This window comes from Desulfitobacterium sp. LBE, assembly GCF_007830365.1.
Taxonomy (GTDB): Bacteria; Bacillota; Desulfitobacteriia; order Desulfitobacteriales; family Desulfitobacteriaceae; genus Desulfitobacterium; species Desulfitobacterium hafniense.
Map to the genome: position 1 here is coordinate 3,621,072 of NZ_VLKD01000001.1, position 23,348 is coordinate 3,644,419.

The following is a 23,348-nucleotide window of genomic DNA, read 5'->3' on the forward strand; positions in this document are numbered from 1 at the left end:
AATATTAGCTATACTTAAGATTTGAAAAATTTATGGTTTCAAGCAATAAATAGAATGATAAAGAAAACCCCGAAAGCACTGCTTTCGCACTGATATGAACGAGGCTGTCAAGTGTGCCTCTTTAAAATCTTTTGGTTTTATCTTGGAAAGACTAACTATGGCTCTTTCCAATCATGGAGGATAGGGCAATGCTGGAGAGCAACCCGAGCGCCATGATTGGGTTCTGCTACAACGGGGAACTGGATTACCCCCGGTTCCCTCTTGAATTTGAAACGTTGTAGGAGAATCTAAAGCGTTAAACTCTTGGGGCAAAGCCCCAACCTATTACACTCTCCTTTTAAAGACACGGCACGAAGGCAAACAAAACATCGACGGTGAGCAGTCTGATATTCGTGGGTTTGGCTATCCACATTAAATCTCTCCGTCGGGGGAGCTAAGCCACGAACTTGTGTCGTGCATTCAAACGTCAATGACATCTTAGCACATGTGCGAATCGTGGGTTCTCCTTTACGGATTTTCACGTTTGCCTTCGGGCCCTACCTTCAACTGGGTGTTCTTTATTCGTTATCGTTGAATCTTAAGACACGGTCTCTTTCTCCAGTTCATTGGCAATGGCCCAAACAAAGCCTGCTAATTCACGGGCCACTGCTGAGACGACTTTGCCGGGAGGTTTGCCCTTGGCCATAAGTTTAGAGTATTTACCATGCAAACGATGTTGAGCCTTCCATGCCATAGCTTGAACCTGAGGGGGGAGTCCTTCCTGTCTTTTGAGAAGATTCCCTTTGAGTGCCGGTTGATATCGGTAACTCCAAGCAGCCTCGACCAGCAATCGGCGAACATGGGTATTTCCTGCCTTGGTGATCGCCCCCTGTCTCCGTCTTTCTCCACTGGAATATTCGCTGGGAACCAGCCCGGTATAGCTCATCATGGATCGAGCACCTTCAAATCTAGTAAAGGAACACACTTCAGCCACTAACCCTATCGCTGTAATCTCTGCTACTCCCCGTAGTGATTGTAATCCTTGAATGATAGGGGCTTTAGGGCTATACAGGGCTTGATGATGCATTTCCTGTTCTATCCGTTGTAAACGTTGCTCTATCTCGTTGAGATGGTGGAGGTATTCCTGAAAGACCACACGAAGGGCTGCATTACTCCATTCTAAACGATTAAGCCACTTACGATGCGCTGCAGACCAATTTCTGACGTTCTCTGGAGAAGTGATGTTATTGCGCATAAGAAACTTGGTGAGGCGATGCCTTGCTCTGAGTTGATCCTCTTTAGCATCTTCCCGAGCCCGGACTAAGTCACGAAGCGCTTCATCCTCTTCAGTTGGAACATAAACAGAGGTCAACTCTCCGGCACGCAAAAGCTGGGCTAAACGCAAGGCATCACGACGGTCCGTCTTGACCCGTTCCCCGGGTCGTTTTGGAATGAGTGACGGGGCCACAACAACACATTCAATGTCCATACTTACCAGCAAACGATACAGCCAATAACCCGTTGGACCAGCCTCATAGCACACCTTGAGTTGTGAGGAGTCGCCTAGTTTCTTAAAAAGTGTTCTTACGGCTTCAGGTGTATTAAGAACAACTCCCCAATAACGCGGTGCTCCACGACCTTCGTCAGCAAGAGCGACAGCAATCTTTTCTTTTGAAACGTCTAATCCTACGTATTTTGTGGCATCCTTCATAGTATGGCTCCCCTTTCGTATGTAGCTCTGTTTTGGTTCGGCCATACTAGTTTGTACCAAAACAACCTACGATTTACGAAAGGGGTGCCTCGTTCATGATAACTTGTTGCCTTAAACCGATGCTTGCAAATGAGGCGAAATCGCTGGTTGCACTTATGCTTAGAAAGTATATAGCGCAAGCTTATACTTTCTGTAGTATAAAAAGTCCTGGGGGGTGGATCGAATAGATCACACGGACTCTAAATTCGTGCAGGCGGGTGAAACTCCCGTACTCCCCGCCACATTTATGTTTTTAACAAGGAGGGACCCACCCTTGAGCAGCTCTTGGACAAAGGTTCAATATCAACGCCTGAAAGAACTCAATGCTTCCGGGGAGCAGCTGGAAATGGGTTTTTCCGATGCACTAAGCCGTGACCGCGCTTTTCAGGGGATTGAACATCAACTGATGAGCCAGGGAAAACGCCATTTGGAACAGCTGCGCACGGTGAAGCATCGTCCCGCCTTGCTCGAGCTTGAAGAGGGATTAGCGAAAGCATTGCACCAACAGGGATTTGTTCAGGTGGTGACCCCGACGATTATTACGAAGTCGGCCTTGGCTAAGATGACCATAGGGGAGGACCATCCTTTGTTTTCCCAGGTTTTTTGGTTGGATGGGAAGAAATGTTTGCGGCCGATGCTGGCTCCCAATCTATACACTTTGTGGAGAGAGCTTGAGCGCCTGTGGGATAAGCCGATCCGGATTTTCGAGATTGGAACCTGTTACCGGAAAGAGTCCCAGGGGGCACAGCATCTCAATGAATTTACCATGCTGAATCTCACAGAACTGGGGACTCCCCTGGAAGAGCGGCATCAACGTCTTGAAGACATGGCCCGCTGGGTGCTGGAGGCTGCGGGAATAAGGGAGTTTGAGCTGGTTACGGAATCCTCGGTAGTTTACGGGGATACGGTAGATGTGATGAAGGGCGATCTGGAGCTGGCTTCGGGGGCCATGGGACCCCACTTCCTTGATGAAAAATGGGAGATATTTGATCCCTGGGTAGGTCTGGGCTTTGGTCTGGAAAGGCTTCTGATGATTCGTGAAGGAGCACAACATGTTCAGAGTATGGCCAGAAGCCTGAGCTATCTTGATGGAGTACGCTTAAATATCAATTGATAATACAAATAAGGTCCATCTTTTTTATAGGATGATTTGTCATATAAAAAGCGAGCAGGAACAGGAGATCAAAAGGCCGGGGAGGAGACCGCAGGGGCAGGAGGCAGAAATGGATATGCAGAATTTTAGGTTGGCAGAGATTTTAGAAAAGGCAAAAGCAGAGTCACCACTTAGTCATGAAGATATTTTGAGGTTATTGGAAACAACTGAGGACCAATTCGGCTGTGTCACTCAGGCTGCGCGGGAACTGCGTGAGAAGTACTTCCAGAACAAAATATTTCTTTATGGCTTTTTATATTTTTCCACGTTTTGCAAGAATGACTGTACCTTTTGTCTCTACCGCAAATCAAACCATAGCTATCGGCGCTATCGCAAAGACCGTGCTGAAATCATCGCGGCAGCCCGTGCGCTGGCGGATTCCGGGGTGCACCTTCTGGATCTGACCATGGGAGAAGATCCGTTGTACCATAATACTCCCCAGGGATTCAACGAACTTTTGCAGACAGTCCGGGAAATTAAGCGGGAAACCCAAACGCCGGTGATGCTATCGCCGGGGATCGTATCCCAAGATGTTCTGCAGAAATTCAAAGCTGCGGGGGTCGATTGGTACGCATGTTATCAGGAAACCCATAATCGGACCCTGTATAACCGCTTGCGGATTGGTCAGAGCTATGACGAGCGGATGGGGCAAAAAAGCCTGGCCAGGGCCATGGGGTATCTTATCGAAGAAGGAATTCTGACAGGCGTCGGGGACACCCATGAAGACATTGCGGCTTCGATCCTTACCATGAAAAGGATGGAAGCGGCCCAGGTCCGGGTTATGAGCTTTGTTCCTCAGGAAAACACCCCTTTAGCCGGGTGGAAAACGGGGTCTCACTTCCGTGAACTCTTGATTATTGCCATCATGCGCTTGGCTATGCCTGACCGTCTGATCCCGGCTTCCCTTGATGTGGATGGCTTAAGGGGGCTGGAACAGCGTTTGAATTCGGGGGCCAATGTGGTCACTTCGATTATTCCGCCTGCGGCGGGCCTGGCAGGAGTATCCCAGAGCAGCCGTGACATTGCCGACGGCAACCGTTCCCTGGAGAAGATTATCCCCATCCTCAACAGGATGCATTTAGAGCCGGCTACCCGCCTGGAATACCAAGCCTGGCTGGAATCATGGCCTGCTCATTCTGCTCATCCTGCTTGTTCAGCGAAAGGAGCCGTTCGATGCGGGTAGGGATCATTGGCGGCAAGCTCCAGGGTGTTGAAGCTGCTTATTTAGCGAAAAAGGCCGGTTGGGATGTTGTTCTTTTTGATCGCAGGAAAAAAGCCCAAGGGGCTCAGCTGGCGGATGTATTTCACTGTATGGACATACTCCGGTCGAGGGAAGAATTTGTGGCTGGGCTTAAAGGGGTGGATCTAATTTTGCCGGCCCTTGAAGATCTGGAGGTTTTGACAGCCCTTGCAGACATTGGGCAGAGAACCCGAATCCCTTGCGTTTTCGATCTGGACGCCTATAGGATCTCGTCGTCCAAGCAGCGTTCCAATCAGCTGTTCGCGGCAATGGGGGTTCCGGCCCCGCGGCCGTGGCCTGACTGTCATTTCCCAATGCTGCTCAAGCCTTCGGATGGTAGTGGCAGTGAGGGGGTCCAGGTTATTCCCTGCCGGGAGAAATTGGAGCGCCTTCTCCGTCGGGAGCCTCGGGACAATCGGGACAATTGGATTTTGGAGGAGTATCTGGAGGGACCGTCTTATTCCATCGAGGTGATGGGTTTCTCCGGAAACTATCAAGTGTTTCAGATCACGGAGTTAGAGATGGATGCCCAGTATGATTGCAAAAGGGTGCTTGCACCTGCCCGGCTGGACCTGAGGCTTAAGCGTGAATTCGAAGAAATGGCTTTAAAACTGGCAGGAGAGCTTTCTCTGCAGGGAATCATGGATGTCGAGGTGATTCTTCACGCCGGAAAGCTTAAAGTGCTGGAGATTGATGCCAGGTTGCCCAGTCAGACCCCAATAGCTGTGTTTCATTCCACCGGCTTTAATATGGTTGAGTGCCTGGGCGAAGCCTTTGCGCAGGGAAAAATGCCCGGCCCCGGGCTGAAGCAGGCTAGACAAAAAGGGGCGGAGAAGCCTGTAATCCTGGAGCATTTCCTGGTAACTCCGGAGAAAATAGAAGCTTGTGGCGAACATATTTTGGGGGAAGCCGGCCCGCTGCATGTTTTAACAGATTTTTTTGGAGCGGATGAGGTGTTAACCGATTATACCTGGGGCAAAAAGGAATGGGCCCTCACTCTAATGACTTGGGGCTCAAGCCCTGTGGAGGTTTGGGCCAAAAGAGATCAGGTCCTTAAACGAATTCAGGAGGAATTGCAGATTCCGAAGGTGCTTGATCCTTATCCGCCAAGTTGGTATGAGGGAGCTGAATAGGTATGACTCGTCTTCAGGTAAGGGATATCGAATCAATCCTCGGGCAGATGAACATATATGATGCGGAACTATTGGCCAGAACCGGGTATAGGCTTGCCCATATTGCCGCCCATGCCGTTGGCAGGCTTTCGGCAGATATTCCTGATCCGGGGTTAATTGCCGTATTGCCGATGACCTGCGGCCTGGGTGTGATCAGTGGTTTTGCGGAGACGGTTGCCGGAATTCTGGGTTTTCTGGGCATGAGGGCCTTTGTGCCGGTCTCTTTCGATGTCAAGGGATTCGCTGAAGCGCTGGAACGCGGAGCGGAAGTTATCTTTATGGCCGATGAAGAGCGTTTTATTGGGGTCCATTTGAAAACGGGGCAGCTCTCGGATAATAGCGGGGCAACAGGCCGGGGCTTTGCGGCTGCTCTTGATTGCTTGACCGGCGGCCTTAAGGAGCGGGATGTTCTGATCTTAGGCGCAGGACCGGTGGGGCGGGCTGCTGCTTTCGCCGTTCTCGACTTCGGGGGCCATGTCCATATCCTTGACAAGGAGCTGACCGTGAGCGAAAAACTGGCTCAGGACATTCTCTGTCAACGCAGCTGCTCTATTGGCATTGAGAGGGAGTTGAATTCGGCGATGCACAAGCATCGGGCCATTGTGGTGGCCTGTCCTGAAGGGGGATTGATCAGAGCGGATCATCTTTATACGGATACCTGCATAGCTGCGCCGGGGGTGCCGTTGGGTATTCAGGCTCAAGCCATCAAGAAGGTTGAGGGGCGTTTGGTGCATGATCCTCTGCAATTAGGTGTGGCGACAATGCTCTATGAGATTCTTGACAAAATATCATCGCCGGCATAAGGCTTCCTTGATAGACAGCAGGCAAAGGAGATGAGAGGAGTGTCTCAGGCTTCTGAGGAAAAGAAAAGGTATTACCGAAAAAACGTTGATTTTTTTAATTTGGTGGAAAAAATCAAACTTTGGCCATCCCGCAGCGGCACTCTGCATGGGATCAAAGCCATGACCAGAAGGGGAAATACGGCGGAGATTGTCACCCATTGCAACCGACGCTTTATTATCTATAATTCCAAACATAGCCGGGCGGCACGCTGGCTTCGCAACAAGCTGCATTTTGGGGTGTGTCCGCACTGCCGGATACCGGAATGGAAGCTTCAGAAATATTCTTCCACAGTCATGAGCCAGCATTATGGCTCACATCTTTAAGGGGATTGTGCATTCCGCAAAAAAACAACAGTAAGGGCTTATGGCTGCGTAGAGCAGGTCATAAGCCCCTTGAGCTAGTTCGATGGTTTCTGAGTACTCAGCAAGGTGGTCGTATGGGTCCTGATTTTTAGATTGGTTTGGATCTCAGGGGGGGTATACTTTCAGCCGCTTCGCCATGGTTTCCACAATGCCATGGGCCGTTTCCCGGTATTCTTCCTTAAGTTTCGGATCTGTGGGGGCTAAGGCGGCAAGAGTTTTCAGCAGCTCGTTATAGGCGCTGAGCATGTTGTCACGGTGAATAGTAAATTGGACGTCGGTGATTTTCCGGGCGGAGGCGGTTTCTTCTGGGGTTTTCTCCGGTTCTTTTTGTTGTGGTGTGACATTTCTCTGCCCATTCTCATAGTTCTGCTTGTAGTCTGAAACCTGGCTCCCCAGTTCTGTGTTCTGCGTAATTAATTCGGTGATTTTGCTGTCTTTCTCATCCAGCTCTTTTTGGAGGTCGTTTTTCTCCTGGATGGCCTGATCCCGTTCCTTATTGGCCTCATCCTTTTCCTGAAGGGCTTGTTTCTTTTCCTGGACAGCCTCCTGCAGTTCCTTTCTGGTCATGCTGCCCACATCATTGTCCAGGACAAATCGCTCTCTTTCCTCTTCCGGAATTCCAAGCAGGATAAGCGCTTTGGTATAGCCCAAATTCGCCTCCGGGGGCGAATTTGGGCTGCTATCATCGCCGGATAAGGCAGGCAGCTTATGCCCATATTCATCAAAGAGCTGCATCAGCTTATCGGCGGTCCGCTGGGAATAATTGACCGATTCTTCCAGCCATTTACCCCATTCCCCGTGAGGAACAAGGGCCTTGGCTTCCTTCAGGCGCTTGCCGATCTCAACAGCACCGGTCAGAAGGGCTTTTTTGGTTTGCTGGTTAATCATATTGATTTCAGCCGCGATAATCAGCGGCGTGCGTTCGACGCTCAATTTGGTCATAGTGGTACCCATCCTTTTGGCAGCTTTAGTATAGAATATGTAGCTGTACTGACCAAAGTGAGAGGACTCGTACGCAGAAAGCTAACTATTTATATCTTACAAGAGTCCTCAAATTCGATTGAGGAAAAAACAAGAGAAAGGCGCTATCCCCTGCGGGACAACGCCTTCTCTTGTTTTTTTCGTACCGGTTAAGGATATACTTCTATGCTGCGGTAAGCTTCCTGATTACACCGTTCCCTGAGCCTTCATAGCTTCGGCTACCTTAAGGAAGCCGGCGATATTGGCCCCTGCCACCAAATTCCCCTCAAAGCCGAACTCTTGAGCGGCTTTGCTGGCATTGTGGTAGATATTGACCATAATATTTTTGAGCTTGGCATCCACTTCTTCAAAAGTCCATGAATAGCGCATGCTGTTTTGGGACATCTCCAGAGCGGATACGGCCACACCTCCGGCATTGGCCGCTTTGCCCGGCCCATAGATGATTTTGTGCTGGAGGAACACATCCACAGCTTCCGGAGTGGAAGGCATATTGGCTCCTTCACCGACAGCGTAGCAGCCGTTTTTAACAAGAATTTCGGCCGCTTCCCCGTCCAATTCGTTTTGAGTGGCACAGGGGAGTGCGATAGCGCAGGGGATGGTCCAGATGCCTGCACAGCCTTCATGATATTCGGCAGTGGGATGAATGCTGACGTAGTCTTTAAGGCGCTTCCGCTCAACCTCTTTCAACTGGCGGACTGTATCGAGATTAATACCGTCTTTATCATAGATATAGCCGTTGGAATCGCTCATGGCCACGACTTTGCCCCCTAGCTGGGTGGCCTTTTGGGTCGCGTAAATGGCCACGTTTCCGGAGCCGGAAACAACGACAGTAGCGCCGCTGAAGGATTTGCCCACGGCTTTAAGGGCTTCTTCCATAAAATAAACCAATCCATAGCCGGTTGCTTCCGTACGGCCCAGGCTGCCGCCAAAGGTTAAGCCTTTGCCGGTGAGAACACCTTCATATCTATTGGTAATCCGCTTATATTGACCGAACATATAGCCCACTTCCCGTCCGCCGACACCGATATCCCCCGCCGGGACGTCTGTATCGGCGCCAAGGTAGCGGTAAAGTTCTGTAATGAAGCTTTGGCAGAACCGCATGATTTCCCCTTCGGATTTGCCTTTCGGATCAAAATCACTGCCCCCTTTACCGCCGCCAATGGGCAAACCGGTCAGGGAGTTTTTAAAGATCTGTTCGAAGCCTAAGAATTTTATGATACCTAAATACACCGAAGGATGGAAACGCAGGCCCCCTTTATAAGGTCCGATGGCACTGTTGTATTCCACACGGAAACCACGGTTCACCTGGACCTTGCCCTGGTCGTCAACCCAAGGGACCCGGAAGAGGATCTGCCGTTCAGGCTCGACGATGCGCTCGAGAATTCCTGCTTCCTTAAGATCGGGACGTTTTTCCAAAACGGGTTCGAGAGATTCCAATACCTCTCTCAGTGCCTGGTGAAATTCAGCTTCACCGGGATTGCGCTTGATCGCTTGCTCCAGAACTTCTTGAACATAGGTCATATTCAATTTTCCCCCTAAACGCCTTTGTTTAAGATTTTTTGTCTTCTGCTCCAATTAATGTAACAGAAGTAACGTTCAAATATTCTCTGTTATAGGTCAAATCCCTTTTTGTTTTGCGAGTGTGTATTGTATTCATGAAGATAGAGGATTATTTAACAAAAATGTAGAATTAAAATCATCAGCAAGCCAAAAATATGAAGGGAGATTGTCCAGTAATGGAAAACACCTTGATTAAGTCGATTTATCGCGATACTCAAGCTTACCTCAGCCAAGAGCTGCAGATTTCCGGATGGGTCCGTACCCTGAGGGTATCTAAATCCTTTGGTTTTATTGAAATCAACGATGGGTCTTTTTTTAAGGGTATCCAGGTGGTTTTTGAAGAAGATTTAAGTAACTTCGAGGAGATTGCCAAAGTCACCACAGGGAGCTCATTGATCATAAAAGGCCTGCTGGTAGAGTCCCCGGGTGCAAAGCAGCCCTTTGAGCTGAAGGCGCAGTCCATCATGATCGAGGGAGCCTGCAGCGGGGATTATCCTCTGCAGAAAAAACGCCACTCCTTTGAATATCTGCGGACTATCGCTCACCTTAGACCTCGGACCAACACTTTTGCGGCGGTATTCCGTGTTCGCTCCCTGGTGGCCTATGCTATACATAAGTTTTTCCAGGATAAAGGGTTTGTCTATATTCATACTCCGATCATTACCGGCAGTGATGCTGAAGGAGCCGGAGAAATGTTCCGGGTTACCACTTTGGATTTGGATGCTCTGCCCAGGACTGAGGACGGTCGAATCGATTATGCCAAAGATTTCTTTGGCAAAGAAACCAACCTGACGGTAAGCGGCCAGCTCAATGCCGAAACCTATTGCATGGCTTTTCGCAATGTCTATACCTTTGGTCCCACCTTCCGGGCTGAGAACTCCAATACAGCCCGCCATGCCGCGGAATTCTGGATGATTGAACCGGAGATTGCTTTTGCCGACTTGCAGGATGATATGGAACTTGCCGAAGCAATGATGAAATACTTGATCACCTATGTCTTGGAACATGCTCCGGAAGAAATGGCTTTCTTCAATGAATTCGTGGATAAAACCTTGTTTGATCGTTTGGATAACATTGTCAACTCGGATTTTGGCCGCCTTACCTATACGGAAGCCATTGAGATTCTGCAAAAAGAGAAAGAGCGCTTTGAATTTCCCGTGGAATGGGGAGCAGATCTCCAGACTGAGCATGAACGCTTCTTGACGGAACAAATCTTCAAGAAACCGGTGTTTGTTGTCGATTATCCCAAGGATATCAAAGCTTTCTACATGCGCTTGAATGACGATCAGAAAACTGTGGCAGCTATGGATCTGCTCGTTCCCGGAGTAGGGGAAATCATCGGCGGCAGTCAGCGCGAAGAGCGTTTAGACTATCTGGAGAAGAGGATGGCTGAGCTGGGGCTGCATAAGGAAGACTACAGCTGGTACCTGGATCTCCGTAAATACGGCGGAACCCGTCATGCGGGCTATGGACTGGGCTTTGAACGGGTGATTATGTATTTAACCGGAATATCCAATATCCGCGATGTGGTGGCTTTCCCAAGAACGGTTAAAAATGCGGACTTCTAAATATTCGCTGCACTATTATTGAATGTTTAGGAAGAGCAATTAAATTATAGTATAAAGCAGATTTGGAGCGCTTAGTGGTTTAACCTATAAGCGCTCTATCTGTCTCAATAAGTCGGCTGCAGGATTTTCCACCATGTATACAATGTTTTTATTGGAAGAGGCAGGAAAAGTGAATCTGCTATAGAACACTTATTGATTCATGTAAATATCATAAAATGATAATTTTCTATGGATTAGGAATAATATTGTCGTAAATAAAAGGAGGATGACCCTATGCCTAATAAAGAAATGCTTCTCATACCCGGTCCGACACCGGTTGTGGATGAAATATATGAAGCATTAGCCCAAGAGACCTATTCCCATACGGATCCCAGGCTGGTTAAGAGATTTAAGAACAGTCTGGACATGACCAAGCGCTTGTTCAATACCGACGGCGAAGTCTTTGTGGTCGCCGGTTCCGGGACCTTATCCATGGAGATGGCCATCGTCAACACGGTGGCCCCCGGAGAAAAGATTCTGGTCATTAGTCATGGCTATTTCGGCGATCGCTTCATCCCATTGGCCCAAGCCCATGGCATTCAGGTTGAAGTGCTTCAATCCCAGTGGGGAAAACATGTTGAAATCTCTGCCGTTGAGGAAAAGCTGGCCGCAGGAGGCTTCAAAGCCGTCACGGTGACCCATGCGGATACCTCCACCGGGGTCATGTCCAATCTGGAAGAACTGGTGCCGGCAGTGAAAAAATATGGTCCTCTCTTCATTTTGGATGGAGTCTGTGCCTCAGCTGCGATTGAAGAAAATATGCAAAAAGAATACGGACATCCCGACTATAGAATCGACCTGGTGCTTACCGGTTCCCAAAAAGCCATCGGTGTTCCTCCGGGTTTAGCTATCGTAGCCTTTGGGCCTAAAGCTTTAAAAGCAAGGGAAGCTATGGATAAGGTGGCCGCCTACTATATGGATATCCTGCGCTGGCTGCCGACGATGCAGGATCCCGGAAAATACTACGCCACCCATCCCGTCAATATGATCTATGCCTATGAAAAAGGAATGGAGCTCGTCATGGCTGAAGGCCTGGAAGCCCGCTATAAGCGCCATGCCGCCCTGGGAAAGGCGGTTCGGGCGGGGTTAGCCCAGTACGGTATGCGGGCCTTGGCTCCTGAGGAGATCGCTGCCCCCACTCTAAGCTGCATCCTTTATCCGGAGGGTGTAAATGACGCCGAATTCCGCTCCAAGCTGGCGGAAAAAGGTATGGTCATTGCCGGTTCGCTGGCGAATCTCGCCGGGAAAGCTTTCCGGATCGGTCATATGGGCAACGCTACGGAAGAGATGTTTATTAAGGCCATGGAACTTGTGGGTGAAACCCTCAACGAAATGGGTTTGAAGGCCGATCCCGCCAAGGCTGTGGAAACCTTTAAAAACGTTTATCATGATGGATTAGGGAAGTAATACAGCGGCTCAAAAAGGCCATGGATAATCTTCATCAACGGATACGGAGACAGCCCTCCCTCAGGGGCTGTCTTTTTATGGTATTCCTACGGATTGGGTTCGCTGCTATGAAAAAATCCACGAATCTCTGGATAATAATTCATTTCCTCAGCCACACTAAGAAGGATCTAAATCTAGGTGTGAGGTGAGTGTGATGATCACAAAAAAGAGAGTGTGGGTAGGGGTAATAACGTTAGGTATTGCCTTGATCCTGGCCAGCGGGGCTTATGGCGCTTTGGGTGATCGAGCCTTGAGTCAAGGCTCAAGAGGCTCTGAGGTCACTGAGCTCCAGAAAAAACTTGCCTCTTTGGGCTATGTGGTCGGAAAGGTTGACGGCGTCTACGGCTCAAAGACTAAGGCTGCCGTGACCCGCTTTCAGAAAGAGCGGGGCTTAAAGGTGGATGGAATAGCCGGGACTCAGACCATTAAAGAGCTTAAGCTTCTGACGGGGGACAGCACGAACGCTTCAGGAAAATCCGTTGGACCAAAGAATGTGGATATTAACCTGTTGGCACGCTGCGTCAGTGCGGAGGCCAGGGGAGAGCCCTATGTAGGGCAGGTAGCTGTGGCAGCGGTCCTTCTCAACCGCATGTCGGATCCGGCCTTTCCCAATACTATAGCAGACATAATCTACCAACCCCTGGCTTTTTCCAGTGTGGCTGATGGGCAGATCAATATGGCGCCTACAGCTTCGGCGCTTAAAGCGGCTCAGGAAGCGGTATCGGGAGTGGATCCCACAGGAGGAGCCCTTTTCTTCTTCAACCCGGCTAAGACCAAGAATAAATTCATCTGGTCCAGGCCCCAAATTATGCAAATCGGTAATCATATTTTCACTCGTTAGGAGGGGATGACATGCGCAGAAATGTTTGGATTGGAATTTTGGGAACCGCTTTAATCCTCTCCCTGGCTTGGGGATTTACTGAGTATCGGCAAGCGGAACAATTGGAAAAAGTCAGCATGAATCAATATCAGCGTTCTTTACGGGATTTCGCCAGCCATCTGGACCAATTGGAAACAGATTTGGCTAAAGGCCGTGTGGCTGCCGCTTCCAGCCAGAGAGTACTCTACTTAAGCCAGGCGGGAAGCATCAGTGAATCGGCGGTTAAAGATTTAGCTCAGCTTCCGGCTGAAGAAAGCGGCCTGAGTTATATCAGTGAGTTTTTGAATCGCACAGGAGATTTAACACGCAGCCTGGCCTATCAAATCTCAGTGGGTCATACACCCACTGCAGAAGATGATAAAAATCTGACCGATGTTCACGAACGCCTTTTGGCCGTCAATCAAAAGGTACAGGATCTGGTGCAGCGAGTGGATACGGAAGGGCTGGCCTGGCTGGATAACCAGTCATTATGGAATCGTATGGTAGGCTTTTGGCAGACAGGAACGGCGGAAGCTGCGGCGGAATCGGCCGATGGTCCTGCCAGCTCAGTGCGCTCCGGTCTGGATCAATTGAATGCCAGCCTGCAAAAACTTCCGCCCTTTTCCTATGTGGGCGAATATGAATCCCGCTCTGTAAAAGAACCTCTGGGCCTGCCCCGGGATGAGGTGGATAAGGAGACAGCCTTAAAGGCCGCCAAGGATTTCCTAAGCAAGGTAGGATACCCGGAAAGCAATCCGGAGTTTTCCGGCGTCAGTCAGGGTGCTTTAGGAGTTTACATCTTTAAACAAAACGATCTCTTCATGACCGTCAGCAAACGGGGCGGTAAAGTGCTGATCTATCGCGATCAACGGGAATTCAACGAGAGAACCATGAATGCGGAACAAGCCAAGGAAAAAGTGGCCCAGACCCTTAAGGCCTTAGAATGGAATCTCGTGCTGACCTCGACTGAAGACTTCGGTGGCTATCTGCAGCTGGAGTATGTCTGGGAGGAAAGCGGTACACGTTATTACCCGGATAAACTCCGAGTCACAGTGGCTCTGGATAACGGACAGATTATCGGCTACGATTCCACCCCTTACTATGCCTATCACCAGAAACGCAATTTCACTAAAAAGCTGACCATGGAACAGGCAAGAGCCAAGCTCAGACAGGGCTTCCAAATCAAAGAGACCCGGACGGCTGTAATTCCGGTCATGGGCAACAAGGAAGTTATGGCTTACGAGTTCAGGGGCGTCTATCAGGATGAGGAATATCTCGTTTATATCAATGCCGAGACTGGAATCGAGGAAAGGATTCAGCGCATTATTAAAACTCCTCGCGGGGAGTACCTGCAATAGTTATGTTGCAATAGTCAGGGAGAAAGCAGCCTGAAATAGGGTATACTAGGAGCAAGGTGGTAATGCGATGAGGCATTGCCATCTTGCTTTTGTGTTAGGTCTTTTCGGGATAGACTGCTATGCTGGCTTCAGGCTGGTTTCCGGGCTGCGAGACGGTGCCAGCAATAGGTGAAAAGCTTGCTCGGGTCGCGTAGCTTTACGCACAACGCGTACTCCATAGCTCCGGGGCTGGTTCACCCGCTTTCTTAACAGCTCCCGCCAAACCCCGCTGCTTTCTGCATGTGAACCAGTGGCTCCGCTACGTTAAGAAAGCTTCGCTCACCCGACCGCCCCTCCGCTAAATCCGTCCGCTTTTGTACGCAAAGCTACGTCTTGCAGGTCTCTTCCAGTTCTTCTTTGGAGCCCCTGGGGCCTGGGAAGCCTGAGTCTGAGACTCTTTATGGGGCATTTCCGGGGCTGTTCAGGTCCCCTCAGAGCCTTCCCCAGGGTCGCCGCCGACCTTGCCGCCTAAGCGGCGTCGGTAAAGACGGAAAAAGCGGCTCGGGTCGGGGAACCTGACCTATATCGTCTATAAAGCCCCGCTCACTCAGACCCGAAAAGCAGCCCAAGGATTTTGCTTTACACCAGGGAGCGAATTTAAGCGAGCGGAAACAAAACTTCGCGAAAAGCACGCAGCGGAGAAAGGTTGGAAACAGGACGTTTCCAACCCGCCATTGAGCAGGAGCGATTTGGCGGGGCACCTTTCGGAGCGGAGGGCTTGAGCGTTAGTTTTGTTCGCGCAGCTTATTGAGCGACCGGGAGTAAAGCAAAATCCTGGAGAATAACTTTCGGGACAGAAGCCCCCCTTTCTTTTCACTTTCCCTCCCACAAAAGGCCAACCATGCTATATAATAATACCTGCAGACCAAAGCGAAAGGAGACTCCCATGGCCAAAGAAGTGCTGATTCAGATCGCAAGTACCCAAAGCTATGAAGAAGGGTCCGAAGAACGTATGGAGTTTTCCGCAGCGGGAACCTTACATAAGAGGGAAAACAGCTATTATATTATTTACCGTGATTCGGCAACCGCCGGGACGGCTGAAGTAACCACCAGCCTTAAGGTGGAACCGGCTAAAGTGACCCTTAACCGCATGGGAGCTATTGACCAAAAGCAGATTTTCGAACAGGGAGTTCGCCACAGCTCAACCTATGTCACACCTCAAGGCTCATTATTTCTGCAGGTCCTGACCGAGGAGATGAAGATTGACTTGACAGAGCAGGGCGGAAATATTACTCTAAAATATAATCTTTTTTTTGATGAGCAATGGGTCAGTCATAATTCACTGCGGATTAATATAAAGGAGGACGCTCCTCAATGAGTTTATACATTAATATTAAAGACACCATCTATGCCAATCTGGCCAAAGCTGCCCTGGAGGCCCAAAAAGCAGGTGAGCTTACCTTTGAGAGCTTGCCTAATTATGTCTTGGAAGAGCCCCGGGAAAAGCAGCACGGCGATTGGGCAACCAATTTAGCCATGGTCCTGACCAAGCAAGCCCGCAAAGCCCCCAGGGATATCGCCACGATTCTGATTAAGCATCTGGACACTGAAGGAACCTTCATTACCGCCAGCGAAATCGCCGGTCCCGGATTCATTAATTTCCGTTTGGATCCCAACTGGCTCACAGGAGTCATTCCCGAAGTGTTAAACCTGGAAGCAGACTATGGAAAAGTAAACCTGGGCCAAGGGAAAAAAGTCCAGGTGGAATTCGTCAGCGCCAATCCCACCGGACTGCTCCATATGGGCAATGCCCGGGGTGCAGCCTTAGGGGATAGCTTAGCCGCTTTGCTGGCCATGGCCGGTTACGAAGTCAGCCGGGAATTCTACATTAACGATGCGGGCAACCAAATTTATAATTTTGCCCTTTCCCTGGAAGCCCGTTACCTTCAGCTCATGGGTCAGGATGTTCCTTTCCCTGAGGGAGGATACCACGGTGAAGATCTTATCGACACCGTCAAAGGCTTAATCGAAAAAGTGGGGAATAAATACCTTAATGTCGATCAGGATCTGCGCCGGGAATTTCTCGTCCGCTATGCGCTGGAGGAGAAGCTGACCAGTATCCGTGAAACCCTCACCGATATGGGTGTTCACTATGATTGTTGGTTTAGTGAGCAATCCTTGCATGACTCCGGATTTGTTAAGGACACCATGGAAAAGCTGGAGCAGCAGGGTTATATCTATGAAAAAGAAGGGGCGCAATGGCTGAAATCCACCTTGTTCGGGGATGAAAAGGACGAAGTCGTGGTCCGTGGCAATGGGACCCCCACCTATTTTGCCGCCGATATTGCTTACCATCGCAATAAATTTGAACGGGGTTTTGACCGGGTCATCAATATTTGGGGCGCCGACCACCATGGGCATGTGGCCCGTATGAAGGGTGCCATGTCCGCCTTGGGATACGATCCTGAGAACCTCCAAATCATTTTGATGCAGCTGGTTCGCCTCATTCAGAATGGCGAAGTGGTCCGTATGTCCAAGCGTTCCGGACAGTATATTACCTTAAGAGAATTGATGGATGAAGTCGGCAAGGATGCCGCCCGCTTCTTCTTTATCATGCGGGATCCCGACTCTACCGTAGAATTCGATTTGGATCTGGCTAAAGCAGAGTCTTCAGATAATCCTGTCTACTATGTCCAATACGCCCATGCCCGGCTGTGCAGCATTTTACGCCAAGCTGCCGAGCAGGGCTATACTACGGCAGGGATGCCTCAGGAAAAGGATCTGAAGAGACTTCAGAGCAATGAAGAGCGGGAGCTTCTGAAGAAGATTGCCGAATTGCCCAACGAGATCGAAGTGGCGGCCCGCCTGACAGAACCTCATCGCCTGGCCCGCTATGTGCTGGATCTGGCAGGGCTTTTCCACTCCTTCTATAACAGCCAAAGAGTTTTGGTGGATGAGGAAGGATTACGGGAAGCGCGTTTGGGCCTGGTTCGTTCCACCAAGCAGGTCTTGGCTAATGTTTTAGGCATCCTTGGGGTGACTGCTCCGGAAAGAATGTAGTAAGAAATTAATGTAAGTTTTGAGTGTTGCAGAGTACCAGGCAGGAAATAATTAGGGATGGGTCGAATATACTGTCTAAATATTCGGAGATGAACATGAAGGGCGGTGTAAAATTGACCCATTCCTTAACACAGAACGTAAAGCTCTCTGATGAAGATATGGCTTATGAGATTCTTGCCTCTCAAGGGCGAGCCATGCATTACCAGGATTTGATCATGGAAGTGCTCACCCGGCAGGAACGTCCGCAAGATCCGGCTGCCATCTCGGGCGTATTGACCCATATCAATTTAGATGCCCGTTTTGCCTATGCAGGCAATGGCGAGTGGGGACTTAAAGTCTGGGTTCCCAGCAAAAGTTCACGGAAGCTGCCAACCATCACCTTATTGAATAAAGGATTGCCCTATGATGATGATAACCAGGAACTGGAGTTGGATTTGGAGGGCAAGGATGTCCTTTTCGATGACGGTGAAGATGGTGGGGAAGAAGATGCAGAGCTCGAAGAGGGCTCCTTTAACAACGAAGAATCCTGGTAAGCCTTGATGATTTTAAGCTTGCGGAAAGAATCTCAGAATCGCCTTGACAGCTCATCGAAATCTGGCTAGAATAATGTTAAATGGTAAAAATAAAGCTAGTGCGTCTTGCGGACTAGCTTTTTTTATGTGCATGCGTTCGGCTTTTCAATGATCATGATCATTATACTGCTGTGCGGAATTCTGAATACAAAGTGATATTAGAAATTGGTCGAGAAAGGATAGGGAAAGATGACGAAGTTTATTTTTGTCACAGGTGGTGTAGTATCCTCCTTGGGAAAGGGGATCACGGCATCCGCTCTGGGGTGCTTGCTCAAAAATAGGGGATTAAGTGTTGCCATTCAAAAATTTGATCCTTATATTAACATTGACCCAGGGACCATGAGCCCATACCAGCATGGTGAAGTTTTTGTCACCGATGATGGAGCGGAGACGGATTTAGACCTTGGGCATTATGAGCGTTTTATTGATGTGCCTGTGTCTAAAAATAGCAATGTGACCACGGGAAAAATCTACTGGTCCGTCCTCAACAAAGAAAGACGGGGGGACTACTTAGGGGGAACGGTACAGGTCATCCCTCATATTACCAACGAAATCAAAGAACGCATCTATCGGGTGGCCCGGGAAAATCACCCGGATATTGTGATCACGGAGATTGGCGGTACCGTTGGCGATATTGAATCCCTGCCTTACTTAGAAGCGATTCGCCAAATGCGCAGCGATATCGGCCGGGAGAATGTCCTTTATCTGCATGTGACCCTTATTCCCTATCTGAATGCTTCAGGTGAGCTGAAGACAAAGCCTACCCAGCACTCTGTTAAAGAGCTGCGGGGAATCGGTATTCAGCCGAATATTCTGGTTTGCCGCACCGAACATGCCATTTCCGAGGATATGAAGGAAAAACTGGCCCTCTTCTGCGATATCGATCGTGAAGCCATTATTCAAATGGTGGATGCCAAGAGTATTTATGAAGTTCCTTTAAATATTTTAGAAGAAGGCATGGATGATATCGTCCTTAAGATTCTGGGCCTTGAAGCGCCTCCTGCGGATATGACTGACTGGAGGGCTATGGTCGATCGGATCAATAATCCTCAGAGTGAAACGGAAATTGCCATCGTCGGCAAATATGTGGAGCTTCCCGATGCTTATTTGAGTGTGGCCGAAGCCTTGCGTCATGCCGGAATTGAACATCTGGCGAAAGTTAAGATACGCTGGGTCAACTCGGAAGAGATTGAAGGCTCTTCAGCCGCAGAGCTGCTTAAGGGTGTATCCGGGATTCTGGTTCCCGGCGGTTTTGGCAACCGGGGCATCGAAGGTAAGATTGAAGCCATTCGCTATGCCCGGGAAAATAAAATCCCCTTCTTAGGGATTTGCTTAGGCATGCAGACGGCGGTCATTGAATTTGCCCGGAATGTGTGCGGCATGACCAATGCCAACAGCTCTGAATTCGATGTGGACGCGCCTTATCCGGTCATTGACCTCCTCCCTGAACAGAAGGAGATTGAAGATAAGGGAGGAACCATGCGCTTAGGAATCTCTCCTGTCAAGCTTATCGAGAGCACGTTGGTCAGCTCTATTTACCAGGATGAAGTGATCTATGAGCGCCATCGTCATCGCTATGAAGTAAATAATCAATTCCGCGCAGAATTGGAAAAGGGCGGCCTGAAATTCTCAGGAACCTCCCCCGACGGGCGCCTTGTCGAAATCACAGAATATCCGGATCATCCCTGGTTTGTGGCGTCACAGTTCCATCCGGAATTCAAATCCCGTCCTTATCGTTCCCATCCTCTTTTCAGAGAGTTTGTCAAAGCCACATTGGCCAATAGATAAGGTGATACAAAGGCAATTCCATGGCTCCCCGAGCCATGGAATCGTTTTAGGCAAACTAAAAGCCGTTTGGGCTTGCTTGTTTATGGCAAAAATTAACATAAGAAGTATACTATATAACGGGAGGCTGTTGGGATGCCTTATACTGCAAGGTTAATAGATGACGCTGCAAAAGAGCGTTTTGATCAATTTATGGCTCGTCACGCCAAGGGTCATGTACTGCAGACCTGGGGCTGGGGAGAGCTCAAAAGCAAAACCGGCTGGAAACCGTGGCGCTTAGTCCTGGAAGATCATGGCGAAATCGTCGCCGCTATCTCCATTCTCGAGCGCAAGATACCTGTGGTGGGAATTCCGATCTTTTATGCTTCCCGGGGACCTGTTCTCGATTGGACTGATCATGAATTGTTTGATGCCCTGCTTGTGGAGATTAAAAAGCTGGCCAAAAAGCGGGGGGCTATTTTTCTGAAAATCGACCCGGATATTCCTTCTGCAGATCAAGATTTAGAAGGTTACCTGAAAAGCCGGGGGTTCCGCAGTGCGGAAACCGGCAAGGGGTTTGAAGGAGTCCAGCCTAAATACGTCTTTCGTCTGGATATCTCTCCTGATGAGGAGACGCTTATGGCGCAAATGCACCAGAAGACCCGCTATAATGTTAAATTGGCCACGAAAAAAGGCGTCGCCATCCGCGTCGGCACGAAAGAAGATTTGCCCGCTTTTTACCGAGTGCTTAAAGAAACGACGGAGCGGGATAAGTTCCTGGTCAGGAACTACTCTTATTTTGAGGATATGTATGATGAGCTTCATGCTGCCGGTATGGCGGAGCTGTTTATCGCCGAATATGAAGGACAGATTATCGCGGGCACCTTGGCTCTGATTATCGGAGAAAAAGCCTGGTATCTCTATGGCGCCTCCTCCAATTCCCATCGAAATGTTATGCCCAATTATCTGATTCAATGGGAAATGATCCGCTGGGCCAAAGCCAAAGGCTGCACCCTCTACGATTTTCGCGGGGTACCCGGCCATCTCACCGAGGACAATCCTCTCTACGGCCTTTACCGGTTCAAAAAAGGCTTCAACGGCGAGTATACCGAATTCATCGGCGAATGGGATTTGGTCTATCGTCCGGTGGTCTACTTTCTCTGGAACACTCTCGAACCGGTGTACTCCGATCTGGTTAAGGGGATGATCGGGAAGCTGCGGCGAAGAAATAAGGGATAAGAAATGAACAAACTCACTAAAGGTGGCGATATCCTATGAGTGACGCATGGATCGATATCAACCTGGACGCCATAGCGAATAATTACCGGGAAGTAACTCAGCAGCTCAGCCCGGCTGCCCGGGTCATGGCCGTCGTTAAAGCCGACGCCTATGGCTTAGGGGCTGTTCCCGTCGCCCAAACCCTTCAAAAGCTGGGCTGCCCGGCTTTTGCGGTGACCACTGTGGAAGAAGGTCTTATTCTGCGCCAACACGGGGTAGAGGGCATTATATTGGTGTTAGGGCCGGTGTCTGCGGAGCAAATGGCGGAGGCTCTCACAGGAGATTTGCAGCTGACTCTGTCGGATTTTCATATGCTGAGGGAATGGGAAACTGTTGCTGCCGGGCTGGGCATGGAGGCTAAGGTCCACCTTAAGCTGGAGACAGGAATGGGCAGGACCGGCTTCTTCGAGAAAGAATGGGGAGAGCTTGCCGCACAGTTGAAGCAATCTCCCTACATCACTCCGGTGGGTGTCTATACCCACCTGGCCCGGGCAGCCCAACGGGATCGGGTTTATACCCGGCAGCAAGTGGAAAGCTTTCAGAGAGGGGTAAACCTTCTCGAGGAACAAGGCTTTGCCGGCTTGTGGAAACATGTGTGCAACAGTGCTGCTTTTTTGGACTATCCCGATTGGCATTATGATTTTATTCGGACAGGAACTCTTTTAATCGGTCACTTCCCCGCCACAGCCTTTACCGGCAAGCTTACACTGCAGGATCCCTGGGTCGCCAAGGCTCGCATTGTCAGCCTGCGCCGGGTACCCAAAGGAACCTTTGTCGGCTACCAGAGCATTTATCGAACCAAGGCAGAGACCCAATTGGCGGTGATTCCTGTGGGCTATGCCGACGGGTTCGGTGTTCAGCCTCATTTTGTTCCCCAAGGAGTATGGGACTTTATGAAAATAGTCATTAAGAATTTTTTAGCCCTTTGCCGAATCTATATCGGCCAAGAGAGCGTAATTTTACAGGGACACAGGGTTCCTGTTGCCGGAAAAATCGGCATGCAGTTAACGGTTCTTGACGTAGGAAACCTGTCTTGTGAAACTGGGGATGAAGTGATTCTGCCTCTGCGCAGGACCCAGGCCAATCCGCGATTATTGCGACAATATTGGTTTGAAAAAAGATTAATCGCGAAACGTCATATAAAAGAAGGATTTTTACAATCTTATCCAGAATATCCATAAATAATAGCAGTGGGGACCACTGGCGAAAGGGGGCAATTTATGGCTAATATTTTGGTTGTAGATGACCAAATGGGGGTACGAAGACTCCTCTTTGAAACCTTCAAAGAAGAAGGTCATCTAGTTAAAATGGCAGAGAATGGCAACGAAGCCCTGCGTGTACTTGAGGGCTACAAGCCGGACTTAATTATTATGGATATGAAAATGCCGGAAATGAATGGGATTGACACCCTTAAGGAGATCCGTACCTTTAATCAGGATGTTCAGGTTATCATGATGACCGCGTATGGTGACGCACAGACTATGGAAAGAGCACAAGAGCAAGGGGTAAGGCATTACATCAGCAAGCCTTTCGACCTGTTTGAGCTGCGGGATGTGGTTCGTGATCTGCTTAAATAAATAATAATGGAGAATTTTTGAGGGAACAACGCATAAATTATTGCAAGGTTTCCTCTTATTTTTTTAGATAAAGGATGGAGGAAAAACCCCCCCACTTGCCGAAGTATAGTTTCGAGTAGAAAGAGGTGGGAAAATTGATCCTGACAACCCATACATCCGTTGCCATACAGTGTCCCAAATGTGGAGAATTAGAGTTTCACGCCCTTTCACTTTTTGCGTTTTCAGGTAAGGGACGGGAAAGTTTATATTGCCGCTGCGGCGAAGTGTTGATGTCTGTGACCAGCAGAGATCGCAAACATTTCAATGTATCTTTTAATTGTGCTTTTTGCGGCAAAATGCACTACCTGCGTTTAAAAAGGGGTGCTTTTTGGGGCAAAAACGCCCTCCCTTTGCTCTGTCCGGAAGTGGAGGCGTCCACAGGCTTTGTCGGTCCCAAACAGAAAGTAGCCCAAGCTTGTCAGGAGCGGGAGAAGTCCATCGCTGAGCTAGCTTCGGAACTCGGTTATGAAGATGAGTTTGAGAACCCCGAGGTTATGCTGAAGCTCTTGGATCATCTCCATAATTTAGCCAGAGACGGAGCCTTAGGCTGCAAATGCGGCAACCATAATCTTACTTTTGAGCTTTTGCCGGACCGTATCGAGCTTTATTGTGAGATTTGTGATGCGGTAGGCGTGATTTATGGAGAAAACACGGAGAACATTCGGATCTTTGAGGGAATGGCGTCTGTAAATTTGGACGAAAATAAAACCGTACTGTTAAATTGTACACAGCACGGACATTTTTGTAAGGCAATTGAGGAGGAATAAGA

At 49.3% G+C, this 23,348-nt stretch carries 19 protein-coding genes and 1 pseudogene; 17 read left to right on the top strand and 3 right to left on the bottom strand.

What is annotated here, in order from left to right:
• Nucleotides 1–577: 577 nt before the first annotated feature.
• On the bottom strand, nucleotides 578–1,690 hold the full coding sequence (locus tag DESLBE_RS17240; protein WP_144675186.1) for an IS110 family transposase: 1,113 nt from the start codon (nucleotides 1,688–1,690) through the stop codon (nucleotides 578–580).
• Between the two features lie 214 nt (nucleotides 1,691–1,904).
• Between DESLBE_RS17240 and pylSc the strand changes: the two genes are divergently transcribed.
• From pylSc to pylSn, 5 genes are all read left to right on the top strand, one after another.
• Nucleotides 1,905–2,843, top strand: coding sequence for a pyrrolysine--tRNA(Pyl) ligase large subunit (gene pylSc / locus DESLBE_RS17245; protein WP_144677688.1), 939 nt, complete (start codon nucleotides 1,905–1,907; stop codon nucleotides 2,841–2,843).
• Between the two features lie 115 nt (nucleotides 2,844–2,958).
• Nucleotides 2,959–4,065, top strand: coding sequence for a methylornithine synthase PylB (gene pylB / locus DESLBE_RS17250; RefSeq protein ID WP_144678671.1), 1,107 nt, complete (start codon nucleotides 2,959–2,961; stop codon nucleotides 4,063–4,065).
• Nucleotides 4,056–5,255: a 3-methylornithine--L-lysine ligase PylC gene (gene pylC / locus DESLBE_RS17255; protein ID WP_144677689.1), complete on the top strand. Its 1,200-nt coding sequence runs from the start codon at nucleotides 4,056–4,058 to the stop codon at nucleotides 5,253–5,255. The genes pylB and pylC overlap by 10 nt, the downstream gene beginning before the upstream one ends.
• A 2-nt stretch (nucleotides 5,256–5,257) precedes the next feature.
• On the top strand, nucleotides 5,258–6,097 hold the full coding sequence (gene pylD, locus DESLBE_RS17260; RefSeq protein ID WP_144677690.1) for a 3-methylornithyl-N6-L-lysine dehydrogenase PylD: 840 nt from the start codon (nucleotides 5,258–5,260) through the stop codon (nucleotides 6,095–6,097).
• Nucleotides 6,098–6,127: 30 nt separating this feature from the next.
• Entirely contained in the window at nucleotides 6,128–6,460 is a 333-nt protein-coding gene (gene pylSn / locus DESLBE_RS17265; RefSeq protein ID WP_011462266.1) for a pyrrolysine--tRNA(Pyl) ligase small subunit, read from the top strand.
• A 74-nt stretch (nucleotides 6,461–6,534) separates the two neighbouring features.
• On the opposite strand, the pseudogene DESLBE_RS17270 reads toward pylSn, so the two are convergent.
• Together DESLBE_RS17270 and gdhA are read right to left on the bottom strand one after the other, a co-directional pair.
• A pseudogene (locus DESLBE_RS17270) lies at nucleotides 6,535–7,453 on the bottom strand (DUF3102 domain-containing protein).
• 213 nt (nucleotides 7,454–7,666) lie between these two features.
• On the bottom strand, nucleotides 7,667–9,001 hold the full coding sequence (gene gdhA, locus DESLBE_RS17275; protein ID WP_026199031.1) for an NADP-specific glutamate dehydrogenase: 1,335 nt from the start codon (nucleotides 8,999–9,001) through the stop codon (nucleotides 7,667–7,669).
• A 215-nt stretch (nucleotides 9,002–9,216) separates the two neighbouring features.
• Here gdhA and asnS point away from each other — a divergent pair, with 215 nt between their 5' ends.
• The 12 genes from asnS to DESLBE_RS17335 all read left to right on the top strand — a co-directional run bounded on the left by asnS (nucleotide 9,217) and on the right by DESLBE_RS17335 (nucleotide 23,346).
• A complete protein-coding gene (asnS, locus tag DESLBE_RS17280; protein ID WP_144677692.1) occupies nucleotides 9,217–10,608 on the top strand; it encodes an asparagine--tRNA ligase in 1,392 nt (463 codons plus the stop codon).
• A gap of 273 nt (nucleotides 10,609–10,881) precedes the next feature.
• Nucleotides 10,882–12,054 (top strand): alanine--glyoxylate aminotransferase family protein, encoded by a 1,173-nt coding sequence (locus DESLBE_RS17285; RefSeq protein ID WP_144677693.1) that lies wholly within the window; start codon nucleotides 10,882–10,884, stop codon nucleotides 12,052–12,054.
• Nucleotides 12,055–12,247: 193 nt separating this feature from the next.
• Nucleotides 12,248–12,934 carry a spore cortex-lytic enzyme gene (gene sleB, locus DESLBE_RS17290; protein WP_072772339.1) on the top strand — a complete coding sequence of 229 codons (687 nt, stop codon included), beginning with the start codon at nucleotides 12,248–12,250 and terminating at the stop codon, nucleotides 12,932–12,934.
• A gap of 11 nt (nucleotides 12,935–12,945) precedes the next feature.
• Nucleotides 12,946–14,310: a PepSY1/2 domain-containing protein gene (locus DESLBE_RS17295; RefSeq protein WP_144677694.1), complete on the top strand. Its 1,365-nt coding sequence runs from the start codon at nucleotides 12,946–12,948 to the stop codon at nucleotides 14,308–14,310.
• A 925-nt stretch (nucleotides 14,311–15,235) separates the two neighbouring features.
• Nucleotides 15,236–15,667 (top strand): DUF1934 domain-containing protein, encoded by a 432-nt coding sequence (locus DESLBE_RS17300; protein ID WP_026199032.1) that lies wholly within the window; start codon nucleotides 15,236–15,238, stop codon nucleotides 15,665–15,667.
• Nucleotides 15,664–17,349 carry an arginine--tRNA ligase gene (gene argS, locus DESLBE_RS17305; RefSeq protein WP_005815370.1) on the top strand — a complete coding sequence of 562 codons (1,686 nt, stop codon included), beginning with the start codon at nucleotides 15,664–15,666 and terminating at the stop codon, nucleotides 17,347–17,349. Before DESLBE_RS17300 ends, argS begins: the two co-directional genes overlap by 4 nt.
• A gap of 95 nt (nucleotides 17,350–17,444) precedes the next feature.
• Nucleotides 17,445–17,882, top strand: a complete 438-nt coding sequence (gene rpoE / locus DESLBE_RS17310; RefSeq protein WP_035249860.1) for a DNA-directed RNA polymerase subunit delta — start codon at nucleotides 17,445–17,447, stop codon at nucleotides 17,880–17,882.
• Between the two features lie 228 nt (nucleotides 17,883–18,110).
• A complete protein-coding gene (locus tag DESLBE_RS17315; RefSeq protein ID WP_011462257.1) occupies nucleotides 18,111–19,709 on the top strand; it encodes a CTP synthase in 1,599 nt (532 codons plus the stop codon).
• A 132-nt stretch (nucleotides 19,710–19,841) separates the two neighbouring features.
• Nucleotides 19,842–20,924 (top strand): peptidoglycan bridge formation glycyltransferase FemA/FemB family protein, encoded by a 1,083-nt coding sequence (locus DESLBE_RS17320; RefSeq protein ID WP_144677695.1) that lies wholly within the window; start codon nucleotides 19,842–19,844, stop codon nucleotides 20,922–20,924.
• A gap of 35 nt (nucleotides 20,925–20,959) precedes the next feature.
• Nucleotides 20,960–22,144, top strand: coding sequence for an alanine racemase (alr, locus tag DESLBE_RS17325; protein WP_144677696.1), 1,185 nt, complete (start codon nucleotides 20,960–20,962; stop codon nucleotides 22,142–22,144).
• Nucleotides 22,145–22,183: 39 nt separating this feature from the next.
• The gene (locus tag DESLBE_RS17330) at nucleotides 22,184–22,540 is read left to right on the top strand and encodes a response regulator (protein WP_015945500.1); all 357 of its coding nucleotides are present in this window, start codon (nucleotides 22,184–22,186) and stop codon (nucleotides 22,538–22,540) included.
• Nucleotides 22,541–22,674: 134 nt separating this feature from the next.
• Nucleotides 22,675–23,346: a hypothetical protein gene (locus DESLBE_RS17335; RefSeq protein WP_011462253.1), complete on the top strand. Its 672-nt coding sequence runs from the start codon at nucleotides 22,675–22,677 to the stop codon at nucleotides 23,344–23,346.
• Nucleotides 23,347–23,348 lie beyond the last annotated feature (2 nt).